At 61.1% G+C, this 24394-nt stretch carries 25 protein-coding genes; 6 read left to right on the forward strand and 19 right to left on the reverse strand.

The annotated features are described in order from the left end of the window. From QZ650_RS03995 to QZ650_RS04005, 3 genes are all read right to left on the reverse strand, one after another. Positions 1 to 336: hypothetical protein (locus QZ650_RS03995; RefSeq protein ID WP_292522462.1), on the reverse strand; the 336-nt coding region annotated here is incomplete at its 3' end. Between the two features lie 79 nt (positions 337 to 415). Then, on the reverse strand, positions 416 to 2320 hold the full coding sequence (gene cooS, locus QZ650_RS04000; protein WP_292522463.1) for an anaerobic carbon-monoxide dehydrogenase catalytic subunit: 1905 nt from the start codon (positions 2318 to 2320) through the stop codon (positions 416 to 418). Between the two features lie 53 nt (positions 2321 to 2373). Further along, the gene (locus QZ650_RS04005) at positions 2374 to 2718 is read right to left on the reverse strand and encodes a DUF488 domain-containing protein (protein WP_292521509.1); all 345 of its coding nucleotides are present in this window, start codon (positions 2716 to 2718) and stop codon (positions 2374 to 2376) included. Between the two features lie 91 nt (positions 2719 to 2809). Here QZ650_RS04005 and QZ650_RS04010 point away from each other — a divergent pair, with 91 nt between their 5' ends. The 3 genes from QZ650_RS04010 to QZ650_RS04020 all read left to right on the forward strand — a co-directional run bounded on the left by QZ650_RS04010 (position 2810) and on the right by QZ650_RS04020 (position 6431). Beyond that, a complete protein-coding gene (locus QZ650_RS04010) occupies positions 2810 to 3586 on the forward strand; it encodes a cupredoxin domain-containing protein (RefSeq protein ID WP_292521507.1) in 777 nt (258 codons plus the stop codon). 205 nt (positions 3587 to 3791) lie between these two features. Continuing rightward, positions 3792 to 5969, forward strand: a complete 2178-nt coding sequence (locus QZ650_RS04015) for a PQQ-binding-like beta-propeller repeat protein (protein ID WP_292522464.1) — start codon at positions 3792 to 3794, stop codon at positions 5967 to 5969. A 225-nt stretch (positions 5970 to 6194) separates the two neighbouring features. Beyond that, the gene (locus QZ650_RS04020; protein ID WP_292521503.1) at positions 6195 to 6431 is read left to right on the forward strand and encodes a hypothetical protein; all 237 of its coding nucleotides are present in this window, start codon (positions 6195 to 6197) and stop codon (positions 6429 to 6431) included. Positions 6432 to 6712: 281 nt separating this feature from the next. Here QZ650_RS04020 and QZ650_RS04025 read toward each other — a convergent pair whose 3' ends face one another. From QZ650_RS04025 to QZ650_RS04035, 3 genes are all read right to left on the reverse strand, one after another. Next, positions 6713 to 10792 (reverse strand): Ig-like domain-containing protein, encoded by a 4080-nt coding sequence (locus tag QZ650_RS04025; protein ID WP_292522465.1) that lies wholly within the window; start codon positions 10790 to 10792, stop codon positions 6713 to 6715. Positions 10793 to 11648: 856 nt separating this feature from the next. After that, on the reverse strand, positions 11649 to 11921 hold the full coding sequence (locus tag QZ650_RS04030; protein WP_292521499.1) for a hypothetical protein: 273 nt from the start codon (positions 11919 to 11921) through the stop codon (positions 11649 to 11651). After that, a complete protein-coding gene (locus QZ650_RS04035; RefSeq protein WP_292521497.1) occupies positions 11921 to 12139 on the reverse strand; it encodes a hypothetical protein in 219 nt (72 codons plus the stop codon). The genes QZ650_RS04030 and QZ650_RS04035 overlap by 1 nt, the downstream gene beginning before the upstream one ends. A gap of 124 nt (positions 12140 to 12263) precedes the next feature. On the opposite strand from QZ650_RS04035, the gene QZ650_RS04040 reads away from it, so the two are divergent. Further along, positions 12264 to 12560, forward strand: coding sequence for a hypothetical protein (locus tag QZ650_RS04040; RefSeq protein ID WP_292521495.1), 297 nt, complete (start codon positions 12264 to 12266; stop codon positions 12558 to 12560). Positions 12561 to 12672: 112 nt separating this feature from the next. Here the strand turns inward: QZ650_RS04040 and QZ650_RS04045 are convergent, their stop codons facing one another. From QZ650_RS04045 to QZ650_RS04055, 3 genes are all read right to left on the reverse strand, one after another. Next, entirely contained in the window at positions 12673 to 12810 is a 138-nt protein-coding gene (locus QZ650_RS04045) for a hypothetical protein (protein WP_292521492.1), read from the reverse strand. A 74-nt stretch (positions 12811 to 12884) separates the two neighbouring features. Continuing rightward, complete coding sequence (locus tag QZ650_RS04050; RefSeq protein ID WP_292521490.1) at positions 12885 to 13415, reverse strand: hypothetical protein; 531 nt, start codon at positions 13413 to 13415, stop codon at positions 12885 to 12887. A gap of 321 nt (positions 13416 to 13736) precedes the next feature. Further along, positions 13737 to 14129: a type IV pilin N-terminal domain-containing protein gene (locus QZ650_RS04055; RefSeq protein WP_292521488.1), complete on the reverse strand. Its 393-nt coding sequence runs from the start codon at positions 14127 to 14129 to the stop codon at positions 13737 to 13739. Between the two features lie 1276 nt (positions 14130 to 15405). Here QZ650_RS04055 and QZ650_RS04060 point away from each other — a divergent pair. After that, positions 15406 to 17256: an SIR2 family protein gene (locus tag QZ650_RS04060; RefSeq protein ID WP_292521486.1), complete on the forward strand. Its 1851-nt coding sequence runs from the start codon at positions 15406 to 15408 to the stop codon at positions 17254 to 17256. Between the two features lie 88 nt (positions 17257 to 17344). Here QZ650_RS04060 and QZ650_RS04065 read toward each other — a convergent pair whose 3' ends face one another. The 5 genes from QZ650_RS04065 to thiD all read right to left on the reverse strand — a co-directional run bounded on the left by QZ650_RS04065 (position 17345) and on the right by thiD (position 20141). Next, the gene (locus tag QZ650_RS04065) at positions 17345 to 17872 is read right to left on the reverse strand and encodes a zinc ribbon domain-containing protein (RefSeq protein ID WP_292521484.1); all 528 of its coding nucleotides are present in this window, start codon (positions 17870 to 17872) and stop codon (positions 17345 to 17347) included. A 96-nt stretch (positions 17873 to 17968) separates the two neighbouring features. Further along, entirely contained in the window at positions 17969 to 18424 is a 456-nt protein-coding gene (locus QZ650_RS04070; protein ID WP_292521482.1) for a hypothetical protein, read from the reverse strand. A gap of 1 nt (position 18425) precedes the next feature. Then, on the reverse strand, positions 18426 to 18713 hold the full coding sequence (locus QZ650_RS04075; protein WP_292521480.1) for a hypothetical protein: 288 nt from the start codon (positions 18711 to 18713) through the stop codon (positions 18426 to 18428). Next, complete coding sequence (locus tag QZ650_RS04080; protein ID WP_292521478.1) at positions 18710 to 19141, reverse strand: Lrp/AsnC family transcriptional regulator; 432 nt, start codon at positions 19139 to 19141, stop codon at positions 18710 to 18712. The genes QZ650_RS04075 and QZ650_RS04080 overlap by 4 nt, the downstream gene beginning before the upstream one ends. Before the next feature lie 205 nt (positions 19142 to 19346). After that, complete coding sequence (gene thiD / locus QZ650_RS04085; protein ID WP_292521476.1) at positions 19347 to 20141, reverse strand: bifunctional hydroxymethylpyrimidine kinase/phosphomethylpyrimidine kinase; 795 nt, start codon at positions 20139 to 20141, stop codon at positions 19347 to 19349. Positions 20142 to 20228: 87 nt separating this feature from the next. Here thiD and QZ650_RS04090 point away from each other — a divergent pair, with 87 nt between their 5' ends. After that, a complete protein-coding gene (locus tag QZ650_RS04090) occupies positions 20229 to 21560 on the forward strand; it encodes an AIR synthase-related protein (RefSeq protein ID WP_292521474.1) in 1332 nt (443 codons plus the stop codon). A 57-nt stretch (positions 21561 to 21617) separates the two neighbouring features. Here the strand turns inward: QZ650_RS04090 and QZ650_RS11850 are convergent, their stop codons facing one another. The 5 genes from QZ650_RS11850 to QZ650_RS04110 form a co-directional block, all read right to left on the reverse strand. Continuing rightward, positions 21618 to 21869: a type II toxin-antitoxin system HicA family toxin gene (locus QZ650_RS11850; protein ID WP_366830495.1), complete on the reverse strand. Its 252-nt coding sequence runs from the start codon at positions 21867 to 21869 to the stop codon at positions 21618 to 21620. Then, entirely contained in the window at positions 21838 to 22113 is a 276-nt protein-coding gene (locus QZ650_RS04095; protein WP_292521472.1) for a hypothetical protein, read from the reverse strand. Before QZ650_RS04095 ends, QZ650_RS11850 begins: the two co-directional genes overlap by 32 nt. 232 nt (positions 22114 to 22345) lie before the next feature. Next, on the reverse strand, positions 22346 to 23062 hold the full coding sequence (locus QZ650_RS04100) for a methyltransferase domain-containing protein (protein ID WP_292521470.1): 717 nt from the start codon (positions 23060 to 23062) through the stop codon (positions 22346 to 22348). Next, on the reverse strand, positions 23037 to 24047 hold the full coding sequence (locus tag QZ650_RS04105) for an AAA family ATPase (RefSeq protein WP_292521468.1): 1011 nt from the start codon (positions 24045 to 24047) through the stop codon (positions 23037 to 23039). Before QZ650_RS04105 ends, QZ650_RS04100 begins: the two co-directional genes overlap by 26 nt. Beyond that, positions 24034 to 24394, reverse strand: a 361-nt coding sequence (locus QZ650_RS04110; protein WP_292522466.1) for a phosphopantothenate/pantothenate synthetase family protein, incomplete at its 5' end; no start/stop codon positions are given. The genes QZ650_RS04110 and QZ650_RS04105, both read right to left, overlap by 14 nt.

A 24394-nucleotide genomic window follows, 5' to 3' on the forward strand; every position in this document is an offset into this window, starting at 1 on the left:
AAAGATGGGGAATGATTGTTCATAACCCGGCGCCCTGAACCCTTCAAAGAGAGGCTGCTGCAGGAGATACGAAGCGTAGGCCACGGCGAGTACCAGGACGATGTACGCCGCCGTTACCGGGAGGAACCGCCTGCCGAGGGAGTTGCTCCTGATGAGAAGGTAGAGGACGGCGAGAGGGGAGGCGCCGACGAACGCGGCCATCCAGATGGTGGCGCTCACCGCGAGGCTGAACGGCGGATCGAACCCGGCCAGGACGAGTGCGCCGGGCTGGGTGAGAACCAGAAGGAGGAGGTTGATCAGGAGAAAGTCCGCCCCTGTGCGGCGTAAGAAGCCCATTGAAGTCTCGTGGGCCGCCGGACCTTAAACGCTTTTTGTTCCGCGCCCGGTCTCTGTTAAAAAGAGGAATCCAGGGATCTTAGAGCCCCAGTTTCGTCCGTTTCGCCTCGATATGCGCGAGCATCCCTTCCGCCGCCGCGACCGCGTCCGTCTCGACGTGGAGCACCCCGCCGGTGATGCCGGGGAGGTCCTCGGTGAGGAGTTTGACGAGGTCCGGCCCCCCGGTCACGGTCGGGACCGGGTTGACGTAGGTGTAGAGGCCGAGCGCGAGCGCAAACAGGGCGTCGATCGTCGCCTTCTGCTCCATGTACTCCGGAGCGGCGACGGCGACAGGGAGGTCCGGGAGCGGGACGCCGCCGAGGGCGTCAGAGACCGCGAAGAGGAGGTCGGCGCACCGCCCGGTGTCGGTGCAGGTCCCGAACCCGAGGACCGGCGGCACACCGAGCGCCGTGCAGAGGCCCGCGAGCCCCGGCCCGGCCTTCTCCTTTGCCTCAGGGGAACAGAGCCCGGCGACCTGGAGCCCGGCCACGCCGCACCCCATCCCCAGGACAAGGATGTCGCGAGCGATCAGGTTCTCCGCCACCGCGACGGTGTGGACATCCTGCCCGTAGTCCCGGAGGGTGGTGCAGGAGACGAGCCCCACAACGCCCCGGATGGTGCCGTCTTTTATCGCTGATAGAAGCGGGTCAAGGCTCCCGCCGAGCGCCTCGACGATGCTCTCCGTGGCAAACCCGACCACCGCCTCCCGCACGGGAAGACCCAGGATCGGCCTTACCTTCTCGCGCCGCTCCTGGAAGTTCTCGATCCCCATCTGGAGGAGCGCTGCTGCCTGCTCTTTTGCCTCCTCCGGGACGTACTCGAGCCTTTCCGTCCCGCCCTCGAAGACCACGACTTCGCTGACCGGGATCAGTTTGAAGTGGTACTTCTCGGCGTAGAGGGGGTCGAGCGGGAGCGAGCAGTTCATGTCGGCGGCAAAGACATCGACCGCCCCGGTGGCAAGCACCGCCTCCTGCATGATCCAGTTGCCCGTGTAGCCGTAGAAGACATTGTCCATCTCTCTTCTCTGGATCAGTTCCTGCCCGGTCTCGATGTTCGCGATGATCCGAAGACCCTTCGCCCCCACGGCTCGCGCCTTCTGTTGCCACTCGTCGGTGCGGGCGAGGTCGATGAGGGCGAACCCGAGGAAGGGCTCGTGACCGTTCGGGAGGACGTTGACATAGTCGGGGTCGAGGACCCCGAGGTCGACCCGCATGGGGTGCGGGCGGGGGATGCCGTAGAGGATGTCCTGGATGTATTCAAGCACGATCTCGCTCTGATAAGCCATCGCGACACCGAGGCGCATCGCCCGCATGGCATGGCTCGCGAACCACCCATCGACGTTCGTGAGCGTCGAGGCGGTATCGACGATTGTCTCCCCGTAGATCCCGCCCGGGAAGAGTTTGAGTTGCTTCCAGACCTCTTTTCGCTCCGGTGGAGCAAGCCGCTCAACGATCAGGCTCGGTTCGTAGGTGAACCGGTGGAAGTCCTCCTCGACGAAGTCGCAGAGCCGGAGGGCAATCTCCGCGTCGCTCCCGCTCGTGTCGATGCCGAGCCGTCCCGCAAACGTCCGGAGTTTCTCCGGCTCGGCGATCGAGAACGGGGTCTTCCCCTCCGCGGTCGCTCTGAGGGTCCGGACCGCCTGCGCTGCGTGGAAGTGGTAGTTCGATGCGCCCATGACATTCCGCAGCAGCATCATCCGCATCGCCATGCCGTCGGCGTTGAGCCCGCAGACGCCCCGCCAGTTCCGGCTGGCGTCGGCCCGGCAGGGGCCGTTCGAGCAGAAGTCGCATCGGGCGCCTCCCTGGCAGAAGGCGCACCGCCGGTCGGGGTCGTTCCCGAGGCCCTGGGCCTCGTAACGGTCCCAGACGTTGGACATGCCGTCCGCTTTGAGCCGCTTGTAGACGGTTCTTGCTGACTCGTGGTAGGATATCCTGTTGCTCTCCATGGTCATGGGGAGTGACATCTCTCACAATCATAAGTAGGTGTCGGCGCTCCGGCTTACTCGCCCTCAATGTAGCGTTTCAGCGCCACGGCGTTGTTTTGCTCCTCGTTTCTGGCGGCGTAGAGGAGGGTGACGGTTCCCTCGCTTGCCTCCTGCCGGAGCCTGGCAAGCACCTCCTCCTTTCCATCGAGTTCGGCCCGGTAGCGCCGGAAAAACTCTTCCCACCTCGCCGGGTCATGCCCGAACCAACGGCGCAGTTCGCTGCTCGGCGCAAGGTCTTTCTCCCACCGGTCGATCTTTGCCTCCGCCTTCGAGACCCCCCGCGGCCAGAGCCGGTCGACGAGGACCCGGGTGCCGTCGTCCTCCGAGGGTTCTTCGTAGACCCGTTTTGTGCGTATCATGGGCGGAGATACGCCAGCCCATCACTTAATCCTGCTCCCGGGAGAGCCTTGCGAAAAGTATATACTTCCGGTACCCCTCCCCCTGCGCCGTATGGCGAGATTGTCGAGACTCCTGATCATCACCCTGATGATAGGGTGTGTAGTTCTCTTCTCCGGGGCGGTCGCCCAGGAGTATGGGGGCGGCCCGACCCCGGTCATGACCATGGCCGTGGGCGAGACGAATGAGACGAACGTCACCATTGCATCGCCGGAGGCAAATGCCAGCGTCCCCGTCGGGAACGTGACGGTTGCGGTGAACCTGACGAACTTCACGCTGGTGGAACCGACCGGCCAGCCGAACATGCCAGGCGAGGGTCACCTGCACTACTACCTGGACGCCCCGGTGCCGACGAACGCGAGCGAACCCGCCATCCCGCCGACCGGCGGCTACGTCATCTCCACAAACCTCTCCCACACCTGGGAGAACGTGACGGCAGGCGAGCATAACCTCTCGGTCCAGGTGGTCAATAACGACCACACGCCGCTCATCCCGCTCGTGTTTGACATGGTCAACGTCACCGTCGGAGGGAATATGACAGGGAACGCGACGATGGTGAACATCACGGCACAGGATATTGCATTCAATACGGAGACGATCACGGTGCCGGCGGGAGCGAACGTGACGATGGTCTTTGACAACCAGGACAGCGTCCCCCACAACGTCGCGGTCTACGACAGTTCCCTCCGGTCGGAGGAGATCTTCGTGGGTGATATCATCACCGGGCCTGCCGAGATCACCTACACCTTCATGGCTCCGTCCGAGCCCGGGACCTATTACTTCCAGTGCGACGTCCACCCCTCGATGAACGGTGACTTCATCGTGGAATGATCCGGATTGGTACGTGGAAGAGGGGGGCGAGGCTCCCTTTCCTCTCCCTTCTTCGATAACCGGCGAGCGCCTTGTAGTGATGTTTGCCATCCTCGGACTGAGCCGAACCCATTTCGGAAGTTTTTTCAGGAATCCGGCATTTTTTGGGGAGGAAAGGGCGCCTTTACGAAAGGTATATAACATGGGTTTCTCATTCCTGCCCCGTATGCAGAGATTGCCAAGGCTCCTGATCATCACCCTGGTAGGGTGTTTGATGCTCTTTTCCGGGGCGGTCGCCCAGGAAGAGAACGCGAGCGACATCTCCAACGCGACAACAGAGCTTCAGACGGCGGAGGGAGTCCCGCCGGAGATCCTGCAGTATGCGGCCGACTGGCCGCTTCCGAACAGAGACTACGAGAATACACGCGCAACGACCAACGTATCGATCAGTAGTGAGAATGTGGACGACCTGGCCATCGCCTGGACGTTTGATATCAACGCCACCGGCACCTTCGGCGGCGCGAGCAGTAACCCCCTCATCGTAGGGGACACCGTCTACTTCCAGGACCTCTTTGCCGACACCTACGCCCTGAACCTTGCCGACGGTTCGGTGAAGTGGGAGAGGATTTATAACAACACCACCGTGACCGGGCCGAACGGGCCGGCGGTCGGGTGGGGCAAGGTCTTCGTGACGAACGACCCGTTCTCCATCGCAGCGCTGAACACATCGAGCGGAGAAGAACTCTGGTCGATGCAGCTCATCAACACCACGCCTCTTGAGGGAGAGATCATCGGCGAGGGTATCGACATCCAGCCTACGGTCTACAACGACCTCGTCTTCACCTCGACGGTCCCCGGCCGCGGTGACGTCTTCTACCAGGGCGGCGCTGTCGGGTTCCTCTACGCTCTCGACCAGGAGACCGGCGAGATTGTGTGGAACGTCAGCACGGTCGACGACCCGGTGGGTATCTGGGGCAACCCGGAGGTCAACAGCGGCGGCGGGGCCTGGTACACTCCGGCGGTGGATAAGGAGACCGGAATCACCTACTGGGCCATAGCGAACCCGGCGCCGTTCGCGGGGCTCCCGGAGTTCCCGAACGGCGAAAGTCGGCCCGGCCCGAACCTCTACACAAACACTCTGATGGCACTCGACCATGCGACCGGGAATATGTCCTGGTTCACGCAGGTCCTTGCACACGATCTCTTCGACCACGATCTCCAGATCGCGCCGATCCTCACCAACGCGAACATCAGCGGAGAGGACCAGAAGATTGTGATCAGCGGCGGGAAGATGGGCAGGGTCTATGCCTTCAACCGCGATACTGGCGCCATTCTCTGGATCGCCGTCGTGGGCAGGCACGAGAACGACCAGCTTGCGCGGCTGCCGCCCGGCAACACGACGGTCTACCCGGGAGCGCTCGGCGGTGTCGAGACCCCGATGGCCTACGCGAACAACACGGTCTACGCGCCCTACGTCGACCTCTACACCAACTGGACGCCGACGAGCTCGCTCTCCCTGGGCGTCGAGGGTGCACCCCAGGCGGAGATCCAGTCGGTCCCCGAGGGAACCGGCGGGCTTGTGGCTATTGAGGCAGATACCGGCAAGATCCTCTGGGACAGGAAACTTGACTCCATCAACGTGGGCGGTGCAACGGTCGTCAACGACCTGGTCTTCACGGCAACGTTCAACGGGACGATCTACGCCTTCGACGCTGTGACCGGCGAAGAGGTCTGGAACTTCACCGCTCCTGCGGGGATCAACGCCTGGCCTGCGGTCGCGAACGACACCATCATCTGGCCCTGCGGCGTCGGGGAGATGGCCCAGGTCATAGCCCTCCGTCCCGGTGGGATGGATGGCATGACGCCGACCCCGACGGCGACGATGAACGTGACCCCGGCAGCAACAGTGAACGTGACCCCGGCAGCAACAGTGAACGTGACCCCGGCAGCAACAGTGAACGTGACCCCGATGGCGACGATGAACGTGACCCCGATGGCGACGATGAACGTGACCCCGATGGCGACGATGAACGCGACACCGACAGCAACAGTGAACGTGACCCCGACAGCGACGATGAACGCGACACCAACAGCGACCCCGGCGGCTCCCGGCGCCGAGACGACGGTGGAGATCGCCGCCGATAACCTTGCCTTCGATACGGAGACGATCACGGTGCCGGGGGGGGCGAGCGTGACGATGGTCTTTGATAACCAGGACGGCGGCATCCCCCACAACGTCGCGGTCTACGACGGTCCTCTCCGGTCGGAGGCGATCTTCGTGGGCGATATCATCACCGGGCCCGCCGAGATCACCTACACCTTCACGGCACCGTCCGAGCCGGGAACCTATTACTTCCAGTGCGACATCCACCCCTCGATGAACGGCGACTTCATCGTGGAGTGATACAGGGAGCGGGGTTACCCCCTTCTTCTTCTTTTTCCCTTCGCGATTCCCGTGGTTCTTGTCCGCAGGGCATGCTCCGGTTGCGGTATGGGATCCTGCTGTCCGGGCGAACGTTTCGATGTCGTGGAAGACCGGAGTGAGCGAAGACGTGAATGCCCCTATGGGCAGCCCGGTCTCCGGCGCGGGGGGCAATCTATAAATAACATGTATGTTATGGCCTCTGCCATGAGGCCTAACCTAGTCCTTCTGGCGGCGCTTCTTATCGTGAGCGCCGGCATACTGGTCGCAGGATGCACCTCGCCGGGTGGAGACGGCATACAGCCGACTGAAACCCCGACCATGACGGAGACTGAGACAACCCCCACCACCATGGAGACGGATGTAACCCCGACAACCATCGAGACAGAGACAATCCCGACCACCATGGAGACAGACACAACCCCGATTGCCATCGAGACATAAACCGGCAGCGGGCACCAGAGATCGGTACTGATGTAGACCAAAAGAGGAGACCAGGGACATTACGGCCCTTCTCTCTTCCGATTTTTACAGGATTCCATCGAAAGGAGGCGGAGGGATTCGCACCGAGACCGGCACTCCGCAGGAGAGAGTCCTTGCGCTCACATCGGTTATGACGCTCCTCTGGCTGGACGGAGGCGGCATACAGCATTTGGTGCTGCATTCCCTTTCCCTGCGAGCGGGTGCTCGTGAGCATTCACGTAACAGCGTCAAAAAAAGGTGGGTTAGTTCTTCTTCCTCGGCCAGAGGAAGAATGCCAGTGGAGCGAGGAGGGACGCATAGACGAGCGGTGCCGCCTGTGCCGTCGTCGGCATGGTGGTCATCTCCGTCGTCGCGTCTCCGGTCACGGTGACCGTGGGCGTGACGTTCATCTCCCCTCCGCTCGTGGAGTTGGTCTCCCCTCCGACTGTGCTGTTCGTCTCTTCGATGGGCGTCACGTTCGCCGATGTCGCAGTGATGGCAAAGGTGGAGAACCCGGGGATGATCGTCCGGAAGTGGTAGTTCTCGTCCTCCTCCCCGATGACGGTGGTCGCGAGGCTCTGCCAACTGCTGTTGACGTAGCGCATGAGCCTGACATCCTCTGCGGTCATGTTGCGCTCCTCAAGCCAATCAGCAGGGACGGTGAAGATCACCGTCGCGTTACTGACGGCCCGCGGGCTTGCCCAGTTGAGGTTGACATCAAAGTACTCGTAGACGTCACCGATGGGGGATTCCGCAGCAGAAGGCAGAGCGGTCTCCTTCACCGTCACCATCATCCTCGGGATAGCGTCGGCCGCCGTGACGGCAACGCTGCTGACCGAGGAGACGGGGATACCCGTGAAGGTGAACGTCTCCCCGCCTCTCAGGTTCTCGTGTATCCCCGCGAAGAAGGTGGGGCTGCTATCACCGCCGTCGCTACCCCCGCCGCCTGTCGATCCACCGCTGTTTCCAGGGTCGGTCGGGGTCGGGGTAGGTTCGGGTACGGCGCCGGTCGCGATGGTGACTGCCGCCATCCTCACCATGCTGCCTGCTGATGCCACCACATCTACAGACCCTTCTGCGAACGCTGCAAAGAGCCCGGCGCGATCGATCGAGCCCATGTCCTGGTCAGAAGACGACCAGTCAATCCTGACCCAGTCCATCGCGTTCTCGTGCTGGTCAAAGACCGTGGCAGTGAACTCCCGGGTCTCTCCGGGCGCCACCGTGGCTGTGGCGGGCTCGATCTCGATCTCGGCCGGGACCGGGAGCGAAGGCCCGATGGTCACGGAGGCAGAGCCCGAGGCCCCGTCCGCCGATACGGTGAGGGTCACCGTGCCTTCCTCGAGAGCGGTGAAGGTGCCGGACTCATCGATCGTCCCGACGGTCTCGTCGCTGCTCGTCCAGGTGCCATCATCGAGAGGTATGGGGTTGCCCTCATCGTCAATGGTGGCCGCGGTGAGCACCAGGGTGTTGTTGGCGGGGATGGTGAAACTGGACGGATTGACCATGATCCGCGTAAGCGCCATGGGCGCCGGCTGGATCGTCACTATCGCGGTCCCGGTCTCGTTGATCCCGGCAACCGTTGCGGTGATGGTTGTAGTGCCTTCCCCGAGAGCGGTGAAGACGCCGTCAGGTTCGATCGCGCCGACACTCGGGTCATCAGACGACCAGATCACCTCGCCGGACGTTACGTTGCCCTCCGGGTCATACGCGGTCACGCTGAACTGCCTGGTATCCCCGGCATTGACGGTGATCTCTGAAGGGGAGATCACGACCCCCGAGGACTCGTCGGTGACCGTCACATCCACTGTTCCGGTGGCGTTTTCGCCCGATGCGGTGATGGTTGTCGTTCCTGCAGCGAGAGCGCTGAAGGTGCCGTCAGCATCGATGGTCCCGACGGTCTCGTCGCTGCTCGTCCAGGTGGCGAGCACGGGGAGGCCGTTCTGGTCGAGAGCGGCGAAGGTTGCGGTGTCCTCAACGTTCAGGGTGATTGCCGCCGGTGTGACGGTGATGGTCGTTTCGGCCGGCTCTTCATCGCTGACCGTGATCGCCGCGGTCCCGGATACGTTGTCTGCAGTCGCGGTGACGTTCGCCGTTCCCGCGGCGAGAGCGGTGAAGGTGCCGTCAGCGTCGATGGTCCCGATGGTCTCGTCGCTGCTTGCCCAGGTAACCGCAACGTCCGAGATGACGTTGCCGGACCGGTCGAACGCGACGAAGTCAAAGAGCAGGTTGCCATCAACATTCAGGGTGGCTGCCGACGGCAGGACCTCGATCCTCGCGAGCGCCGATTCATCGCCGTTGACGGTGATGGTTGCTTCCGCGGATACGTTGCCTGCCGTCGCGGTGACGTTCGCTGTTCCGGCAGCGAGGGCGGTGAAGATGCCGTCCGCACCGATGGTCCCGACGGTCTCGTCGCTGCTTGTCCAGGTGACCTCATCGGCGGGCATGGGCTGGTCGTTCTGGTCGAAGACTGTCACCATGAATCGCTGGGTGTCGTTGGCCGCGAGGGTGGCCCGGGGCGGGTTGATCCTGATGCTCGTTGCGACCGAATCTTCCTCGGTCTCGGTCACGGTGACGGTCGCGGTTCCGGATACGTTGTCTGCCGTCGCGGTGACGTCTGTTGTTCCCGCCGCAAGGGCGGTGAAGATACCGTCACCGTCGATGGTCCCGACGGTCTCGTTGCTGCTTGCCCAGGTGACCGGAATGCCGGAGATGGTGTTGCCGTCCGCATCGCGGAGGGTTGCCGCGAACTCCTCCGTCTCATTGACCTGGAGAGTCGTGGCGGACGGTTCGATCTCGATGCTTTCCAGGGCTGGCACTTCCTCGGCGACGGTAACGGCTGCTTCCGCAGAGACGTTGTCTGCCGTTGCGGTAACGGTCGTTGTTCCAACTGCGAGAGCGGTGAAGACGCCTTCTGTATCGATCTCCCCGACGGTCGTGTTGCTGGACGTCCAGGTGACCGTGACATTGGTCATCTCGGCGCCGAACTGGTCGAGAACGGTTGCCCTGAATGTTTCAGTCTCGTTGATTGCGAGAGTGGCGGCCGACGGGTCGATCTCGATGCTCGTTAAGGCCGGTTCTTCGGAGCTGACCGTGACGGTCGCGGTCCCGGATACATCGCCTGCTGTTGCGGTGACATCCGCCGTGCCCTCGGCAGCGGCGGTGAAGACGCCGTCCGCACTGATCGTCCCGACGGTCTCGTCGCTGCTCGTCCAGCTGAACGTAACGCCGTCCATCTCGCTGCCGGTCTGGTCCAGAGCGGTTGCCTGGAACGCCTGGGTGGCGCCGGCCTCAAGGGTGGCCGTTGCCGGTGTGACCTCGATGGTCGTCAGTACGGGTTCGACCGGTGCTCCAGAAGGATTGTAGACGAACATGTAAAGGTTCGAGTTAGGACTGTGACCCCTCTGCCAGACGACCGTGTTGCCGCTGACGGTGGGGTAGAGCTGTTCGTCATTGGTGCTTTCGGGCGCGAATGCAAACATCTCCTCGCTCCCGGCGGAGATATCATAGATGTAAATGCTCCGCGGTCCGTCCCGCATGTCTTCCCAGACGACGATACGGTCGCTGATTGCCGGCGAGACCTGGTATCCGAGATCGTTGGTGATCCGCCGCTCCTCACCGGCCGGGTTGTCGAGATCGGTCATATAGATCTCAGCATTTGTGGTCCCGTGCCGGTAATCTTCCCAGGCGATGAGGCTCCCGGATAGCGAGGGCCAGGACTGAGGCGCGGTAATCGTGGATACCGGGCCGACTGCTGTTTCTGCCGCGATATCGTAGTACCAGATCCTCTCATCGTCTGATGCGTTAACCCAGGCGACATACCTCTCCGAAAGGGCGGGCCTGAACTCAGTCGGCACGCTTGAGAAGGGGATCGTCGTCCGCGCATCGGTCTCGATGGTATCCTTCACGGTCCCGGCGGCGATGTCGTAGAGGACGATGTTTGTCCTGCCACTACTGTCGTCGTACCAGGCGGCGTAGCCCCCGCGGACTGCAGGCAGCCACTGCTTGCCCAGATCGTCGGTGAGCTGTTTCTCTTCACCGGTAGAGGCATCATGAAGGTAGATGTCCCAGTCTCCGTTCCGGTCATCCTGCCAGACGATGTAGTCTCCCGAGATGGACGGCCTCTCCTGTGAAGCAGGATCACTCGTTACCCTCTCGCCGGTGTAACCGCCGAGCGACTCCCGGAATTGGTCTACGGTTCCGAGATAGATGTCTATGTCTCCGTTCCGGTCGTCTTCCCAGACGATCCTGTTGCCGTCGATATCAGGAAAGTTCTGCGCTCTGTCGAAGCCTCGGTATATGTGCTCCCCCGGCGCAGCCTCTACCGCCGTAACCGGCGATATCAACAGCCCGAAAATAACAACTGTGCACAATAGTGCCAGGTGCATGTGGTTAGTCATTCTTTCCCCCCTTGCTTGATTGCTCTCCACCCGCAAGACCGCCGATACATACCTCCCGGTATGCACAACGGGCTGGCTAAAGCAGGTGCTCGGCCGAGCACCCGGCAGGTGTACTGCAAATTCTAATTAAGACCCGGTTATAGGGCAACCGGTGAATGGGTGAATAGCAATATAAATATATATCCTTTACGGTGATTTATTCACAGAATTTTATAATAAAAATGGGTATTTCCCATGCACCATCACGAGCGCAGGTGTTCCGGGAGGGGTCCTCTCCACCATCCTGGATGAAGGGTGCGAATGAGAGGCCACGGGCATGTACTGCTCCTGAAGGCATTTTTACGCCCGTTATTTTTTCCGAAACTTCCTCTAGCAGACCGGAATATGCACCGGACCGGAGGAAGAAGATCGGCTGTGGCCGTTGTAATTGTATGACTGCCCGTACAGCAACGGGTGGTGGGGTCGAGCCGTCCCCGCCCCTTCCGGCGCCGTCGGACTCAACGATCTCGATCGTGGTCGTCCTGTCGGGCATACCGGTGTGTATGCGCAGGGACATGAACCTGACAGACTCGCGGCCCTCCGGCTCTCTTCTCTGAAAGTGAACCTCCTGCAGTCCGGACTGCTCCGGCGAGCTCCTCAAGGGCTGTATGCGGGCGTATAAGAGGTGAAGATGGACCGGGTTACGGAGATCCGGTGTTGGATTGGCGGGACGGAACCGGGAAGCGAGAACTTCACAATGGAGGCCCGAGCCGGACAGGGCACCTGATGACCATATGGAGCATGTCCATGATGCCGCAGGCCTTCACCGCAACCTGTAGGCGTGCTGGCGATGATCAATTGCTATCAGGTATACCGTTCTTTCTCTTTCGTCGGGAAGGAATATCAGCCGATAACGCTTTGCAATCCGGGTTGCTTTCTTACCGTGTAATGCACCTGAAAGCCAACCGCCTGTATTGAGAGGGTCCTGTTTCAGGCGTTGAAGTTTTTTTCCGAGTTCGGTTATTACTTCTTTGTTGCCTTTGACCTTTGAGAGGCTCTCGACAAATGTATCGGTCCTCCGGATCGCCCATTCCATCAGGACAGCTCGTCGAGCAGGTCGTCTATCGAAGATATCTCCCGGTATCGTCCGGCTGCGATGTCTTCTTCGCTTTTGCGTATCTGCGCCATTGTTTCGGGATTGCTGAGAATCTCAACGGTATCAAGAAGGGCGTCAAGATCTTCCCGCCGGACCATTGTCTCCTGTATCTTTTTGATTTCAAGATAGAGATCATCGATGGTGACAGCCGGAGTCATGAGTAGTAGTAATCGTCTGTTCAAATAAAATTATTCTGGAGGCGTGAGCGTACTCCTGATGGGGCAGTCGTGGCCGTCCTTGCGGGGATTGCGGGAGTGATGGTCCCTGGGATGCAGATGCCTGATGAGCCCAAAAACCGTCGTGGTGACGGTAACCCGGTCGAGGAAGACGATCATGTTCACGGTGCATGGTGGGACAACTATGGATCCTGTCTCGGAGCTCCGGTGTTGGATTGGCGGGACGGCACCGGGGAACGAGAACTTCACGATGGAGGCCCGGAGCGGGGCGACGACGAGCCGTAACGTCATAGAGGGGATGCGGCTCGTTGTCGTGAGAAGGTTTGTCGGGAATGTGGGCCGTGGATACTGGTTGATAAGATACTGCAGGGCGCTCTGTTCATCTCCGGTGCGGGCAGGATGAGAGAAACCCCTGCTCGCGGTCTGTTTTGATGCGTTTACGGTGGATGGTAGTCCCGCATGCCGTGGAGCCGGGGCCGGCTGAGAGATAGGAAGATCCCCGGGCATACCTCCCATTACAGCGGGAAGATCGCGTACTGGATGTACCAGAGATGCTGCACCACCGGTATCCAGAAGTGGTAGCCTTCCCAGCAGCTCGTTGCGAACCGGAAGTCGACGACGACCTCCCAGGCGAGCGGGAAGAAGATCAGCACCGGGACGGCGCAGGCGAGGAGGCGGGGACAAAGAAGGAGAAACTCACGGCAGGGAAAAGAGGGCGTGTGATATGTCAGTCTTCCCCTTCTGTATCTTCCCCGCTATCCCCTTCGTCCTCACACTCCAGTTCCTCGTCCTCCTCCATCCTCATAACATACCCAGCTATGGCGAGGATGAGCGGCACCCCGACCGGGACAGAAAGCCCCGCAGGCCCGTGGAGGAGCGGGCCGTACTGGAGGATACAGGAGAGGAGGTATGCAGCGGCACCACCGGCGACGAGGAGGACAATCGGTTTCTTGGTCCCGGTAATCCCATCATACCGGCAGTAGACGAGATACCCGGCGGCCGCGAGGAGGAGGACGGTGCCGAGAGCCCAGACGAGGATCGAGAGGGCCGACCGGCCGCCGATGACGCCGGATGTGACGTAGTCGAGGTCGTCGACAAGAGTGATGACGCTCGTCCCGAGGTAGGTCTGCTGGTAGCGGAGGAGGGGCGACTGGAGGCCGGCGCCGAGGCCTTCTTCCCCGACGAGATAGATGTTCGTCGGCAGGATAAGGGCGGCCGCGAGGAGGCAGAAAAGGATAGTTTGATTCTTTGTGAGCATTGTTCATCTCCATGTTACCCAATGGTTGCTGGACGGTTCACTGTTACTATCAGTATCTTAAAATCTCCTCTCATTTATTATTGAGCTTAATCGGATGTCGGGGAGACGAGATTTAGGGAACAGAGAATATTGCCGGGGTTGTTATACGATATGCACTTTTGGGAAAGTGTGCTCATAGTTGCCCCTGTGACTCTAGGTCCATCTATGCTTCTTCCCCCCTCTTGACAGAACGTTCTGGGATGACTCTCGCTATTTCCCCGGGACATAGAAAAAGCACGTTAGATACTCGCTCAGGTTAAGCGGCGAAATAAAAAAAATAGTTTAGTAGAATCTATCCAGGACGACCTGTTGAGATCCATCCTCGAAGTGAGCAACAACTACCACATGTTCCCCAGGGTTTATCTTGGCGTTGCTGATGAGTTGTGCACCAACATAGATCTTACTGCCATTGATTGCGCTGAAATTAGCACCATTGACTGACATGTTGAGCTCTGTCAGAGAAGCAACATCGCCACCACCCTGAATGGTAACTATAAGGTGTTGCGTAGTGTTAAGGGACGCCGTAACCCCAACTGTCTTCGTCGTATCAATATTCGATCCCATCCCAAACACAAACGCCGCGATAACCGCAGCGAGGATCACCGTGATCGCGACCATGAGGATGACGCCGATCACCGGTGAGACTGCATCTTCATTCTGCTTGAAGTTCAGCATAATCATTTCACCTTCTTTGACCTCATGCCCCTGATGAGGCAATCAGTTGACCTCAAGCCCCTGATGGGGCTATGGGTCGACGAGACTACCTATTTTATCATTATATATATACTTGTCGCAGTGATTCTTTCCGGAATGATTTAATAGTGTCAGACACGCCTGGGTGAAAGATCATTTCATGGCATAAAGGAGTTGTTGCAAAGAACAAACGGCCCGGGTTGGCTATTTTGGGGTTTATGCGAGTTCATCTACTCCAGAATATGGTAAAACGGCCCCGGATGAGCCCGGGGGGTGCGGCAGGTGGGAAGAATCCGGGCCCGTATCGGGCTCCGATTTTTTAATGTGCGCGACGGCTCGTTAGCACCGGAGCGGATGCACCGTCAGGTGCGACTCGTGACGGTTTGTTAGAGCCGGAGCGGGAGCACCGATAGGTGCGACTCGCGACGGTTCGTTAGCACCGGAACGGATGCACCGTCAGGTGCGACTCGTGACGGTTCGTTAGAGCCGGAGCGGATGCACCGATAGGTGCGACTCGCGACGGTTCGTTAGCACCGGAACGGATGCACCGTCAGGTGCGACTCGTGACGGTTCGTTAGAGCCGGAGCGGAAGCACCGATAGGTGCGACTCGTGACGGCTCGTTAGAGCCGGAGCGGAAGCACCGATAGGTGCGACTCGTGACGGCTCGTTAGAGCCGGAGCGGGAGAAGCCATCAGGCTTCGAGCAGGAGCATAAGCACCGCAAACCGCGAATTGCCCCTCCGGCGACCCCGGAAAGTCTCCGGGGAGTGCGGCCGCCCCCCGCACGACCGGATCAATAACCGCAGCCCGTCAACCCCCGAAACCTGCTCTCATCCCCTCCGGGCTCTTGCGGGAGGGCTGTGCGTCCGGACAGCATCCCCCGGATCCCGGGACAGGGCACCCGCACCCTTCGGTTTTCGACGCGGGGCACCCCGGCACGGGGCGCCCGGGCGAAAGGTATTTATTGTTCAAGTCCCCTTGAGGAGGGACCAGATCACCTCCCTTGATGGTCTCGATGCCTCTGGCGGAGAAGAAGAACCGGGTGGTTCTGAAAGTGTCTAGGCTCCTTCTCCCGGCAGGACATCCTGGCACAACCCCCTTTTCACCAAAGCGATAAAGGATATCTATACGAAAAGCAGAGATCGAACAGTTTGCCCGCCATGTCCTGGACGCCACAGATCATAGCAACGGGTGAGCAGGTCGCTTGAGGTGGTACACTCGTGTTCAGAGAAGCCGATGGAATTGAGAGGAGTCTGCCGTGATCCCCGACGATATCATACCGGCAGCCTTCGCCGTTGCCTCGTCGCCGAAGCGCTACGCCCTGCTCCTGGGTTCGGGAATATCGGGTGGAAAACTCCCCACCGGCAGGGAGATCACCCGCGACCTGATCCGGAGGACCGCCGCTCTCTCGATGGAGCGGATCGACGGCGACCCCCTGGATTGGTACCGGGAGAGGTACGGTGCCGAGCCGACATTCCCGGGCCTCTTTAAGACCCTAAAGGCCCGCGACGGCGACGAAGAGGCGATCCTCGACGGCTACTTCACCGTCGAGGACGAGGATGGGGAACGGGTCGCCCCCGGCCCGACACCCGCCCACCGGACGATCGCGGCGATGGTGAAGGAGGGGCTTATCGGGCTCATCGTCACCACGAACTTCGACGACCTCATGGAGCGGGCGCTCCGGGAGGAGGGGGTCCAGCCGGTGGTGATCACGGAACTGAGCGACCCGGAGATGATGTCCGTCTTCCCCGACCGGTGCCGGATCGTCAAGGTGAACGGGGACTACCCGAGCACCGACCTGCGGATGACTCCCGAAGACTTGAAGGACTACACCCCGAACATCAAGGATTACCTGCACAGGATCTTTGCGGAGTACGGGCTGATCGTCTGCGGCTGGTCGGCAAAGGACGATACGGGGCTTGTACGGATCCTCGCCGGGGAAGAACTCGAAGGGAGGGTCCGGAGGTACTCAACCCTCTGGTGCCGGCGCAAGGGCTCCGCACCCATCCCCGCAGAGGTTGTACGGGCGCTCCACCCGTGGGAGATCGCGATCACAACCGCCGACGAGTTCTTCGCGGAACTCCGCTCCCGCATCGAGGTTCTGCGCCGCTACGACCACAGAGAGCCGCTGAGCGTTGCGACCGCGGTGCAGAAGGTCAAACGCATCCTGCGGGAGCAGCGGCCCGAACTCGTCCTCGCCGACCTCATCCACGAGGAGACCGACCGTGTCCTTGAGTCCGTCGCGGCCCGAGAGCGCTACCAGGCCGCCGGCACCGACCCCGGAGCCTGCTACCAGGCGATGGTCCGGGAACTGGAGGATACCACCGCACCGCTCGCGGCGATGGCTGCCACCGTGGCGTACTACGACGATACCTTCACCGACCTCATCACCGATATGCTTGTCCGGCTGATCAACATCCCTCCCGTCGCGCCGGAGACTGCCGAGGGGCTCCTCCGGTTGCGGTATTACCCGGCCCTCCTCGCTATCTACGCCGCCGGCATCGCCGCCGTCCGCGCCAGGCATTTCAACATGCTCGAAGCCATCGTCCGGAGGCCGAAGAGATACCGTTACGGCGGTCCGCTCCAGGAGACTGTCTCCATCTACGATCTCGCCAACATACCGACCATCCTCGGCCGCGACCCGGACTGGCTCACGGATCTTGCGCGAGAGCGGTTCGGGAGCGATGCGTCCTACCGGGATTACCCCTACCTTGCCCTGTACGCCATGCTGCAGGGCCTCTTCCCGAACCGCTACGCCTTCTATGAGTCTCTGGACATCTTCGAGTACGTATTCGGGCTTGCCTACCTTGCGGAGTTCGACGGCGACGAGATCCAGCCGGAAGCGTTCCGTTCATCGATGCCCCGACCCCTGCAGGCCCGGCACTGGTACCGGCGCTATGACGGCCTCCCGCTCAACCCGGCCGCCGTGCTTCCTCCCCTTCCCCTCCACATCGTTGCCTACCTTGCGGACGTCAGGCGGCGGGCCGCCGGCTCGGACTTCTTCGGCGGCGATCTCTCTGAGTTTGAACGGGCAAACAGGAGCTATGCAAAGGCGTTCGGGATCGAGTGCCCGGAGACGGGCATCGAGTTGCCGGAGCCCGGCGGGTAGTGCCTTCCGGCGTGCAGGCTCAATCGGTCTCTCCCCTGTAGCGACCTTATGGACCGGGAATATGAGAATTCGCCCGCTGCTGCCGGTCTCACCCCTGCCATCGCGGTAGCGTCAGGAGGTACTGCCGCACCATCTCCTCTGCTTTTTCGATAGGCATCTCAAGGTTTGCGGCCATCATCGGCGCGTACTTCCCGACCGCCCCTTCCCGCGTGAGATCGGGCTCGGTGAACCCCCCGTCCCGGTAGCAGTAGGTGCAGTACTCATGCGAGGGCGACCCGTCCGCCTCCGTCCCGGCGTCTTCGTCGCGGAGAAGGGGCATCCCGCAGCTTCCACAGAAGGCAACCTCCCTCCCGCACCACCTCTTCAGGCACGAGAGCTGCTCCTTTGTGAAACTCTCCGCCTTCTTTAGGGGTATCGCATACAACTGAGACATGATCGGCGCGCAAAACTTCGTCATATCATCGATGGTGATATTGGGTGCACTGAAAGCCCCGTCCTGGTAACAGTGCGTGCAGTAGTCCTTCGAGAGCGTGCCGTCCGCTTCCGTCCCGAAATCTTCCTCTTCGGTCATCGGCATCCCGCAGCTCTGGCACGATCGTCTTCCATCTCTCTCCATCTGAATTACTCCAGATAGATGAACGGGCCGCGGAGGGGATAAATATTCGTAAAAGAACTCTGGAGGAGGAACGGCCGCAACCGTGCTCCCGCCCCTCTACTCACCGCGGGGCGGGAACCGGATCGTCATCCTGCCGCTGGCGCCGGACTCGAGGACCGCATCGCGCTGAAGCGCCCGGGCGTAACCGGCGAGGTAGGGGCCGGCCACCCGGACGTCCGCGAAGGTCTCGCGGATCGCCGCTGCTGCATCGGCGCCGACGGTGAGGGTCACGCTCCCATCGGCTCCCTCCGTGAGCTCACAGGGGATCCCCCACGTCAGGAGGAGCCCTTCCATCAGGGTGGGAGGGTCGAACCGCTCCTCGGTGCGTGCGAGGAGGGCCGCCCCATCCTCTGCGCCGAGCCGGTCTGCGATGACGGTGACCTGCTGTGAGGTCTCCGCAGAGGCGTCTGTAAGGAGCCTCTGCACGAGCGGCCCCGTGACGTCGTGCCGCCGCAGAGACCGGGCTACTTTGATCAGCTGCCAATCCCGGGCAAACGAGGTTCCGGCGCGCATCTCACCCTCTCAGGATACCGTAGGTCATCGCGCAGAGGCCGAGGATCACCACGATGCGGGAGAAGAATGCCGACCAGGCGATGATGAAGGCATCAGGCGTGAAGATGCTCACGAGATCCGCAAACGTGATTCCCACAACCAGCGTGAAAAGCCCGTAGATGAAGAGGAGCAGGGTCGGCTGCCTCACGATCCGGTAGGCGTTGTAGATGACGGCGATGAGAAGCGCCCCTAAAAGAAGCGTCACGATCGCAAGCATCTGCTGCATGGTCTCTATCTCCAATCCGCTCATGTCTGTTCCTTGACCTTTCTGACCGATATGATCGTCTGGATATCCTTCACCCCCGGAAGGCTGGAGAGGGGAATAAGCACGTTCCGCTTCAGTTCGGATATGTTCTGCACCCGGACCTTGACAAAGAAGTCCCCGGGCTCCAGCACCTCGTAGAGTTCAAGGATGCTCGGGAGGTCCCGCATGAACTCTTCGACCTCTGGCTTCCCGTCCGGGTGGACCCGGACGTTGAGGAAGGCAACCAGAGTATGCTCGAAGCACTTCTGGTTGATGACGATCGTGAACCGCTCGAGGATACCAGCGTTCTTCAGTTTCTCGATCCGTTTGAAAACCGTCGACGGTGCGATGCCCAGCATCGAGCCGAGCTCTGCCATGGAGATTCGCCCGTCTCTCTGCAGCTCCCGAAGTATCGCATCGTCGATCTCATCCATTCTAACATTTGTTACAGATTCTTAGTTATTAAACCTCCGCATTTGATTTAAACGATCTTATGGCAATTTTCCAATTATGTTGGAAAATTCTGGCGATATGAGAGTTTTGCCGGGATTATATCCGGTGATGAAAGGATGTTGTTTTGAAGAGGAATATGAAATAACCTTTCAAGGTTTGCCGGGATGGTGAAACAATTTTTCCAAGTCACCGAATGATCTTTCCCCCCGGGTTGACGATCCGGAGCGACCCCGGGCCGCCTGAAGCTTCCCGGATGGCCGTATCAATGAACGTTCGGGCCGCAGTAAACGCAGGGCGCGCGGACATTCCCCGGGCAAGGTGCGCGGCGAGCGCCGCAGAGAAACAGCACCCGGAACCGTGCACTGAATAGGGATAGCGCTCTCCCGATAGCGGCATCACTCCATCCCGGTCGACCAGAAGGTCGATCGCCGTGCCACCGGAGAGATGCCCCCCCTTCACCACCACGGCCCGGGTGCCGAGGTCGAGGATCCGCCGGCCGGCCTTTTCCATATCCTCGACGGTCGCGACCCGCATCTTTGCCAGCACCTCCGCCTCCGGAAGGTTCGGGGTGACGACCTCCGCCCGGGGGATGAGGATCTCGACAAGGTCCTTGATTGCGTCATCTGCAAGCAGCCGGTAGCCCGACGTCGAGACCATCACCGGGTCGATGACGAGGGGCGCTCCCTCGGGCAGGGCCTCCGCGACGGCCCGGATGTTCGGGGCGTTCCCGAGCATCCCCGTCTTCCACGCCCCGATGGCAAAGCCGTCTGCGACCGCCTCTATCTGGGCCTGCACCGCCTCAGGAGGGAGCATCCAGGTTCCCCGCACCTCGCGGGTGTTCTGGGCCGTGACCGCTGTAATGACCGTCAGCCCAAAGACCCCGAGCGCCGTGAACGTCTTTAAGTCCGCCTGGATGCCCGCTCCCCCGCCGGAGTCGGAACCGGCGATGGAACATGCCGCAATCATCTCCGTATCCGCCATTATTCAACGTTCGGCGCAGATCCGCTTGAACGTTTGCCTCTCCTCCCGCCACTCCTTTTATCTCGTTCTGCACCGACCACTCATACAATGGATGTAGAAGAGATCAGCCGCCGACACCTCGCTGCCGGCACTCCTGACGACGAGATTGTGCGCCTTCTCGCAAAAGATATCCTTACAGTCAAGCATAGCCGCGTATCCCCCGCCTACGCCGAGGCGTTCGCCCGTGCGGTCCTCGCTGAAGCGAAGAACTCGACCGATCTCTCCGGCGACCTCTTCGCCTACGAGCCCTCCGGCTCGACGATGGGTGAATTCGGCGTCGGCTCAAGAGGGTCTGGTGACTTCTTCGCCCACCGGCAGCTCGCCCGGATCATCGGGCGGACGGCAGCCGCGGTCGGCGTCGACGAGATGGACGATGCCGGAGCCGTCCGCGCCCATGGCGACTACATCATCACCACCGTCGACGGGATGCACTCCCGCCTCTCCGACTTCCCCTTCCTCGCCGGGTTCCACGTCACCCGGGCGACGCTCCGGGACGTCTACGTCATGGGAGCAAAGCCCGTCGCCCTCCTCTCCGATATCCACGTCGCCGACGACGGCGACGTCGCGAAGATATTCGACTACACGGCGGGAGTCTCCGCCGTCGGCGAGGCGATGGGCGTCCCGCTCGTCACCGGCTCCACCCTCCGCATCGGCGGGGACATGGTCCTCGGCTCCCGGATGACCGGGTGCGTCGGCGCCGTCGGGGTCGCCCGGCACCTCACCGCCCGAAGACAGATCACCCCCGGCGACGTCCTTCTCATGACCGAGGGGGCCGGCGGCGGGACGATCGCCACCGCCGCGATCTACTCCGGGTTCCCCGAGGTTGTCGAGGAGACGATCAACCTCCACTTCCTCAAAGCCTGCGAGGCGCTCCTTGCGAGCAGCGTCCTTAACGGCATCCACGCCATGACCGACGTCACGAACGGCGGTCTCAGAGGCGACGCCTACGAGATGGCCGAGACCGCCGGCTGCCGGATCGTGATTGTTGAGGACGAACTCCGCACGCTTGTGCAGCCAAAGGTCCTTGAGATGCTCGACGCCCTTGAGATCGATTACCTCGGCGTATCCCTCGACGCTCTCCTGGTCGTCGCGCCGCCCGAGGTCGCGCCCGAGATCCGGCGGGTCGTCGAGTCTGCGGGCGTCGCGATGAAAGAGGTCGGCTACGTCGAGGAGGGGAAACCCGAGTCGGTCCTCTCGGTCGACGGCGAGATCCGGGACTTCACGCCCCGGTTCCGGGAGTCGGCCTACACCCCGGTCAAGAAGGTCGTGGACGAGGATAAAAGGGATTTTGAGGAGATGAAGGCCGGGGTTGAGCGGGCGGCGGAAGCGGCGCTTGAGAAGAAGCTCCGGATTCTCGCCCGGCTCCGGTCTTCATTGTGAAGGGAGCGGATGTATTTTCGATCGGTGGAGGATTATTTATCCTTTTTAAAAAGAGGATTACCGTAAGAGATCGTAGATTTGCTCTTTCGTCATACCCTCAAATTCTGCGACGTCGGTGACGATAGTGTTCAGTGTGGCTATGCTAAGTTCGTCATGAAGAGGTATGGTAACCCGGAGCCGTTTATCTCCAACAACTTTGCGCATCTGGACGTGACTCCCGACCTGTCGGAGAAAAGAAAATCCAAGTTTTTCAAGGACTTTAATTGTCTTAAACCCACTAACAACCGGGTGTCGCGGCAATGATATCAACCTTGTATTCGAAATTTGATGGGATCGGGCTCTCCTGTTCGGGAGTCCCTGATTTATACCGGGTTACAATGGTGATCCGTTCCCCCGCTTCGAGTTCTTCCGTGTAATGGAGCGACGTTGCTTCCAGAATATTGTCGATGAGCTCGCCAACGCTTTTACCCTGGGTATAGATGGCATTTTCAGGTGCATGTGCGCTGGCGCTCCACCATCCATCAGCATAAGTTACTTCAAATGTGACCAGCATGACGTTACACCCCTGTATAACTGGGATATTGGTTTTTCCAGAGATAAGGTTAATGGGAAGACGGTTATCACACAGGCATACAATCTTCCCACTAATCGTTCACGCAAAAACGCAGTCTCGATCTGCGGTCGGGTCGTTCGCCCCCTCTCCCGGGTGGAGCCGACACCCCGGCTGCGGCAACCGGCTGGCCGAGCAGTTCGGGGCGCCGGTCTGCCGCAGGGTACGACGTAACCTAATCCTCCGGTTTCTTCCCGGCAGCACAGACGTTGTAGGCGAGGTAGGGGAGTTTATCCTCGACGAACGGCTCCACCTTCCTCGCGATGTTAAAGACCGGGTCCGCGAGGTTCAAGTGCGCGAACGAGCACCGGCTGACAGAGACGCTCTCGAACCCGGCCTCCTTAAAGAGCCCGGCAATCTCGACGTTGGTGTAGTAGTGCTCGTCGAAGTCCCCGACACCCACCTTCTTCAGGCCGACCTTCTCCCCCACCTGGTAGATGACGGGGACAAGGCTCGTAAGGACCGTTCGCGAGAGGGTGCAGACGGCGATCCGGCCGCCGGGCTTTAAGACCCGGTAGCACTCCCGGAGCATCCCCTCCGGGTCCGGGACGTAACTGAAGGCGAGCAGGCTCGCGAGAGCGTCGAAGGTGGCGTCCTTGAACGGGAGGACGTCGGCCGTCCCGACGCAGAACCCGCTCTCCGGACAGCGCTGCCGCCCGTGCCGGACCATCCCCGGGCTGATATCGAGGCCCACTGCCCGGCCGCCCTCGGCGACGTAGCGTTGCACAAAGAGCCCGGTCCCGCACCCGAGGTCGAGGAGGAACCCGCCCTTCGGGAGTTCCCTCATCACATGGTCGGAGATGTGTCCATGGTAATACTTTCCGCGGTGGCCATCATAGCGGTCGTCGTAGATATCCGCGACCTCATCATAGTGCTGCTGTACTTTCTTCACTGAACACCTCCCGGGCAATCCGGGCAAGTAGTGCATTGATCTGCACAAAGTCGTTTGCGTTATGGCAGAGGCGGTGGTCCGCGTCGGCGAGCGCGATGGCAAGGGCCGGGTGGTTGTAGTCGCGCCGGATCACCTGCCGGAGCTCGCCGACGACTTCCTGCGCCGAGAGTCCGTACTCGATCATCAGCGACTCGGCGACCCGGCGGGCGGCGGCGAAGTTGCCGGCGCGGAGTGCGTCGAACGCGGATGTTGCCACATTGAATGTCTCGGAGCGCGAGACCTCTGCAAGGTCAAGGTCCTTATCAGACCCGGCGGCGATCTGCAGGTAGGTGATCGCCCGCCGCAGGTCGCCCTGTGCCGCATGGACGATCAGGTCGAGATCGTCGTCCGGGATCGTGGCCCCCTCCGCGGCGAGGATCTCCTGAAGACGGGCGCGGACGACCCCGCTCTCAAGCGGGGCGAAGAAGAGCGGCAGGCAGCGCGACGCGATGGCGGGGATGATCGCCGACGGCCGGGCAGTGACGATGATGAACCGGCAGGTGGCGCTGTAGCGCTCCATCGTTCGCCGCAGTGCCTGCTGTGCCTCGAACGTCAGGCCCTCGGCGTCCTCAAAGACCATCAGTTTGAAATCGGCATCGAGCGGGCGCATCGAGGCGTACCACTTCACGATCTGCTTGAAGTTGACGATCAGGCTCCGGTCTTTGCGGTAGACCAGGGCGAACCGCTCGTCCGTCTCAAGAGCGCTCTTTCCCCTTCCAAGGAGGTCAGCGGCGCTGAGGATGGTTGTGTTTGCCTCCCAGGTCTCGCCGTAAAGTCGTTTTGCCAGGCATTCGACGGCCACGGTCTTCCCCGTGCCGTGCGGGCCGGAGATGAGCATGTGGGGCACGCTCCGCTTATCCGCAAACGACATGAGGTGACGGACGACCTCGTCCTGCCCGACGATCTCCTCGCACCCCCCGGGCCGGTAGACCTCACTCCAGAGCATGGCTCAAGTTCTCTCTCATCTCATCTATTGCCGCCCGGAGGAGATAGGTATTATCGAGCGAGGCGATCAGGCGCTCACCCTCCCCGGGCTCGAGGGTGGTGCACGCCGCGGTGATCGCGGGGATAGCGCGTGTCACCTCGTCGACGATCGTGAGGTTCGCCGTGCGGGCGGTCCGGGAGAGCGGGTTTAAGTCAATGGTTATCACCGTCTTACCCATCTTTCGGAGCGCCGCGCAGCGGTCCCCGTCCTCGAGCGGGACGAGGACGAGATCGGCGTCACCGATACCTTCCGGAAGGCTGAGGGCACGGTCGTGGGAGAGCGGGACGATCCGCTCCGCGTTCCCGGAG

This window comes from Methanoculleus sp. (assembly GCF_020696975.1).
Lineage (GTDB): Archaea > Halobacteriota > Methanomicrobia > Methanomicrobiales > Methanoculleaceae > Methanoculleus.

What these genes read in the sequence shown, in the direction of transcription:
- QZ650_RS04035 (WP_292521497.1), bottom strand. Translation starts at nt 12,139, where the DNA reads ATGACTCCGGCTGTCACCATCGATGATCTCTATCTTGAAATCAAAAAG.
- QZ650_RS04105 (WP_292521468.1), bottom strand. Translation starts at nt 24,047, where the DNA reads ATGCTCTGGAGTGAGGTCTACCGGCCCGGGGGGTGCGAGGAGATCGTC.
- QZ650_RS04070 (WP_292521482.1), bottom strand. Translation starts at nt 18,424, where the DNA reads ATGCGCGCCGGAACCTCGTTTGCCCGGGATTGGCAGCTGATCAAAGTA.
- QZ650_RS04040 (WP_292521495.1), top strand. Translation starts at nt 12,264, where the DNA reads ATGAGCCCAAAAACCGTCGTGGTGACGGTAACCCGGTCGAGGAAGACG.
- QZ650_RS04030 (WP_292521499.1), bottom strand. Translation starts at nt 11,921, where the DNA reads ATGGAATGGGCGATCCGGAGGACCGATACATTTGTCGAGAGCCTCTCA.
- QZ650_RS04050 (WP_292521490.1), bottom strand. Translation starts at nt 13,415, where the DNA reads ATGCTCACAAAGAATCAAACTATCCTTTTCTGCCTCCTCGCGGCCGCC.
- QZ650_RS04080 (WP_292521478.1), bottom strand. Translation starts at nt 19,141, where the DNA reads ATGGATGAGATCGACGATGCGATACTTCGGGAGCTGCAGAGAGACGGG.
- QZ650_RS04015 (WP_292522464.1), top strand. Translation starts at nt 3,792, where the DNA reads ATGCAGAGATTGCCAAGGCTCCTGATCATCACCCTGGTAGGGTGTTTG.
- cooS (WP_292522463.1), bottom strand. Translation starts at nt 2,320, where the DNA reads ATGGAGAGCAACAGGATATCCTACCACGAGTCAGCAAGAACCGTCTAC.
- QZ650_RS04075 (WP_292521480.1), bottom strand. Translation starts at nt 18,713, where the DNA reads ATGAGCGGATTGGAGATAGAGACCATGCAGCAGATGCTTGCGATCGTG.
- QZ650_RS04005 (WP_292521509.1), bottom strand. Translation starts at nt 2,718, where the DNA reads ATGATACGCACAAAACGGGTCTACGAAGAACCCTCGGAGGACGACGGC.
- QZ650_RS04010 (WP_292521507.1), top strand. Translation starts at nt 2,810, where the DNA reads ATGGCGAGATTGTCGAGACTCCTGATCATCACCCTGATGATAGGGTGT.
- QZ650_RS04095 (WP_292521472.1), bottom strand. Translation starts at nt 22,113, where the DNA reads ATGCTGGTCACATTTGAAGTAACTTATGCTGATGGATGGTGGAGCGCC.
- QZ650_RS04065 (WP_292521484.1), bottom strand. Translation starts at nt 17,872, where the DNA reads ATGGAGAGAGATGGAAGACGATCGTGCCAGAGCTGCGGGATGCCGATG.
- QZ650_RS04020 (WP_292521503.1), top strand. Translation starts at nt 6,195, where the DNA reads ATGAGGCCTAACCTAGTCCTTCTGGCGGCGCTTCTTATCGTGAGCGCC.
- QZ650_RS04090 (WP_292521474.1), top strand. Translation starts at nt 20,229, where the DNA reads ATGGATGTAGAAGAGATCAGCCGCCGACACCTCGCTGCCGGCACTCCT.
- thiD (WP_292521476.1), bottom strand. Translation starts at nt 20,141, where the DNA reads ATGGCGGATACGGAGATGATTGCGGCATGTTCCATCGCCGGTTCCGAC.
- QZ650_RS04055 (WP_292521488.1), bottom strand. Translation starts at nt 14,129, where the DNA reads ATGCTGAACTTCAAGCAGAATGAAGATGCAGTCTCACCGGTGATCGGC.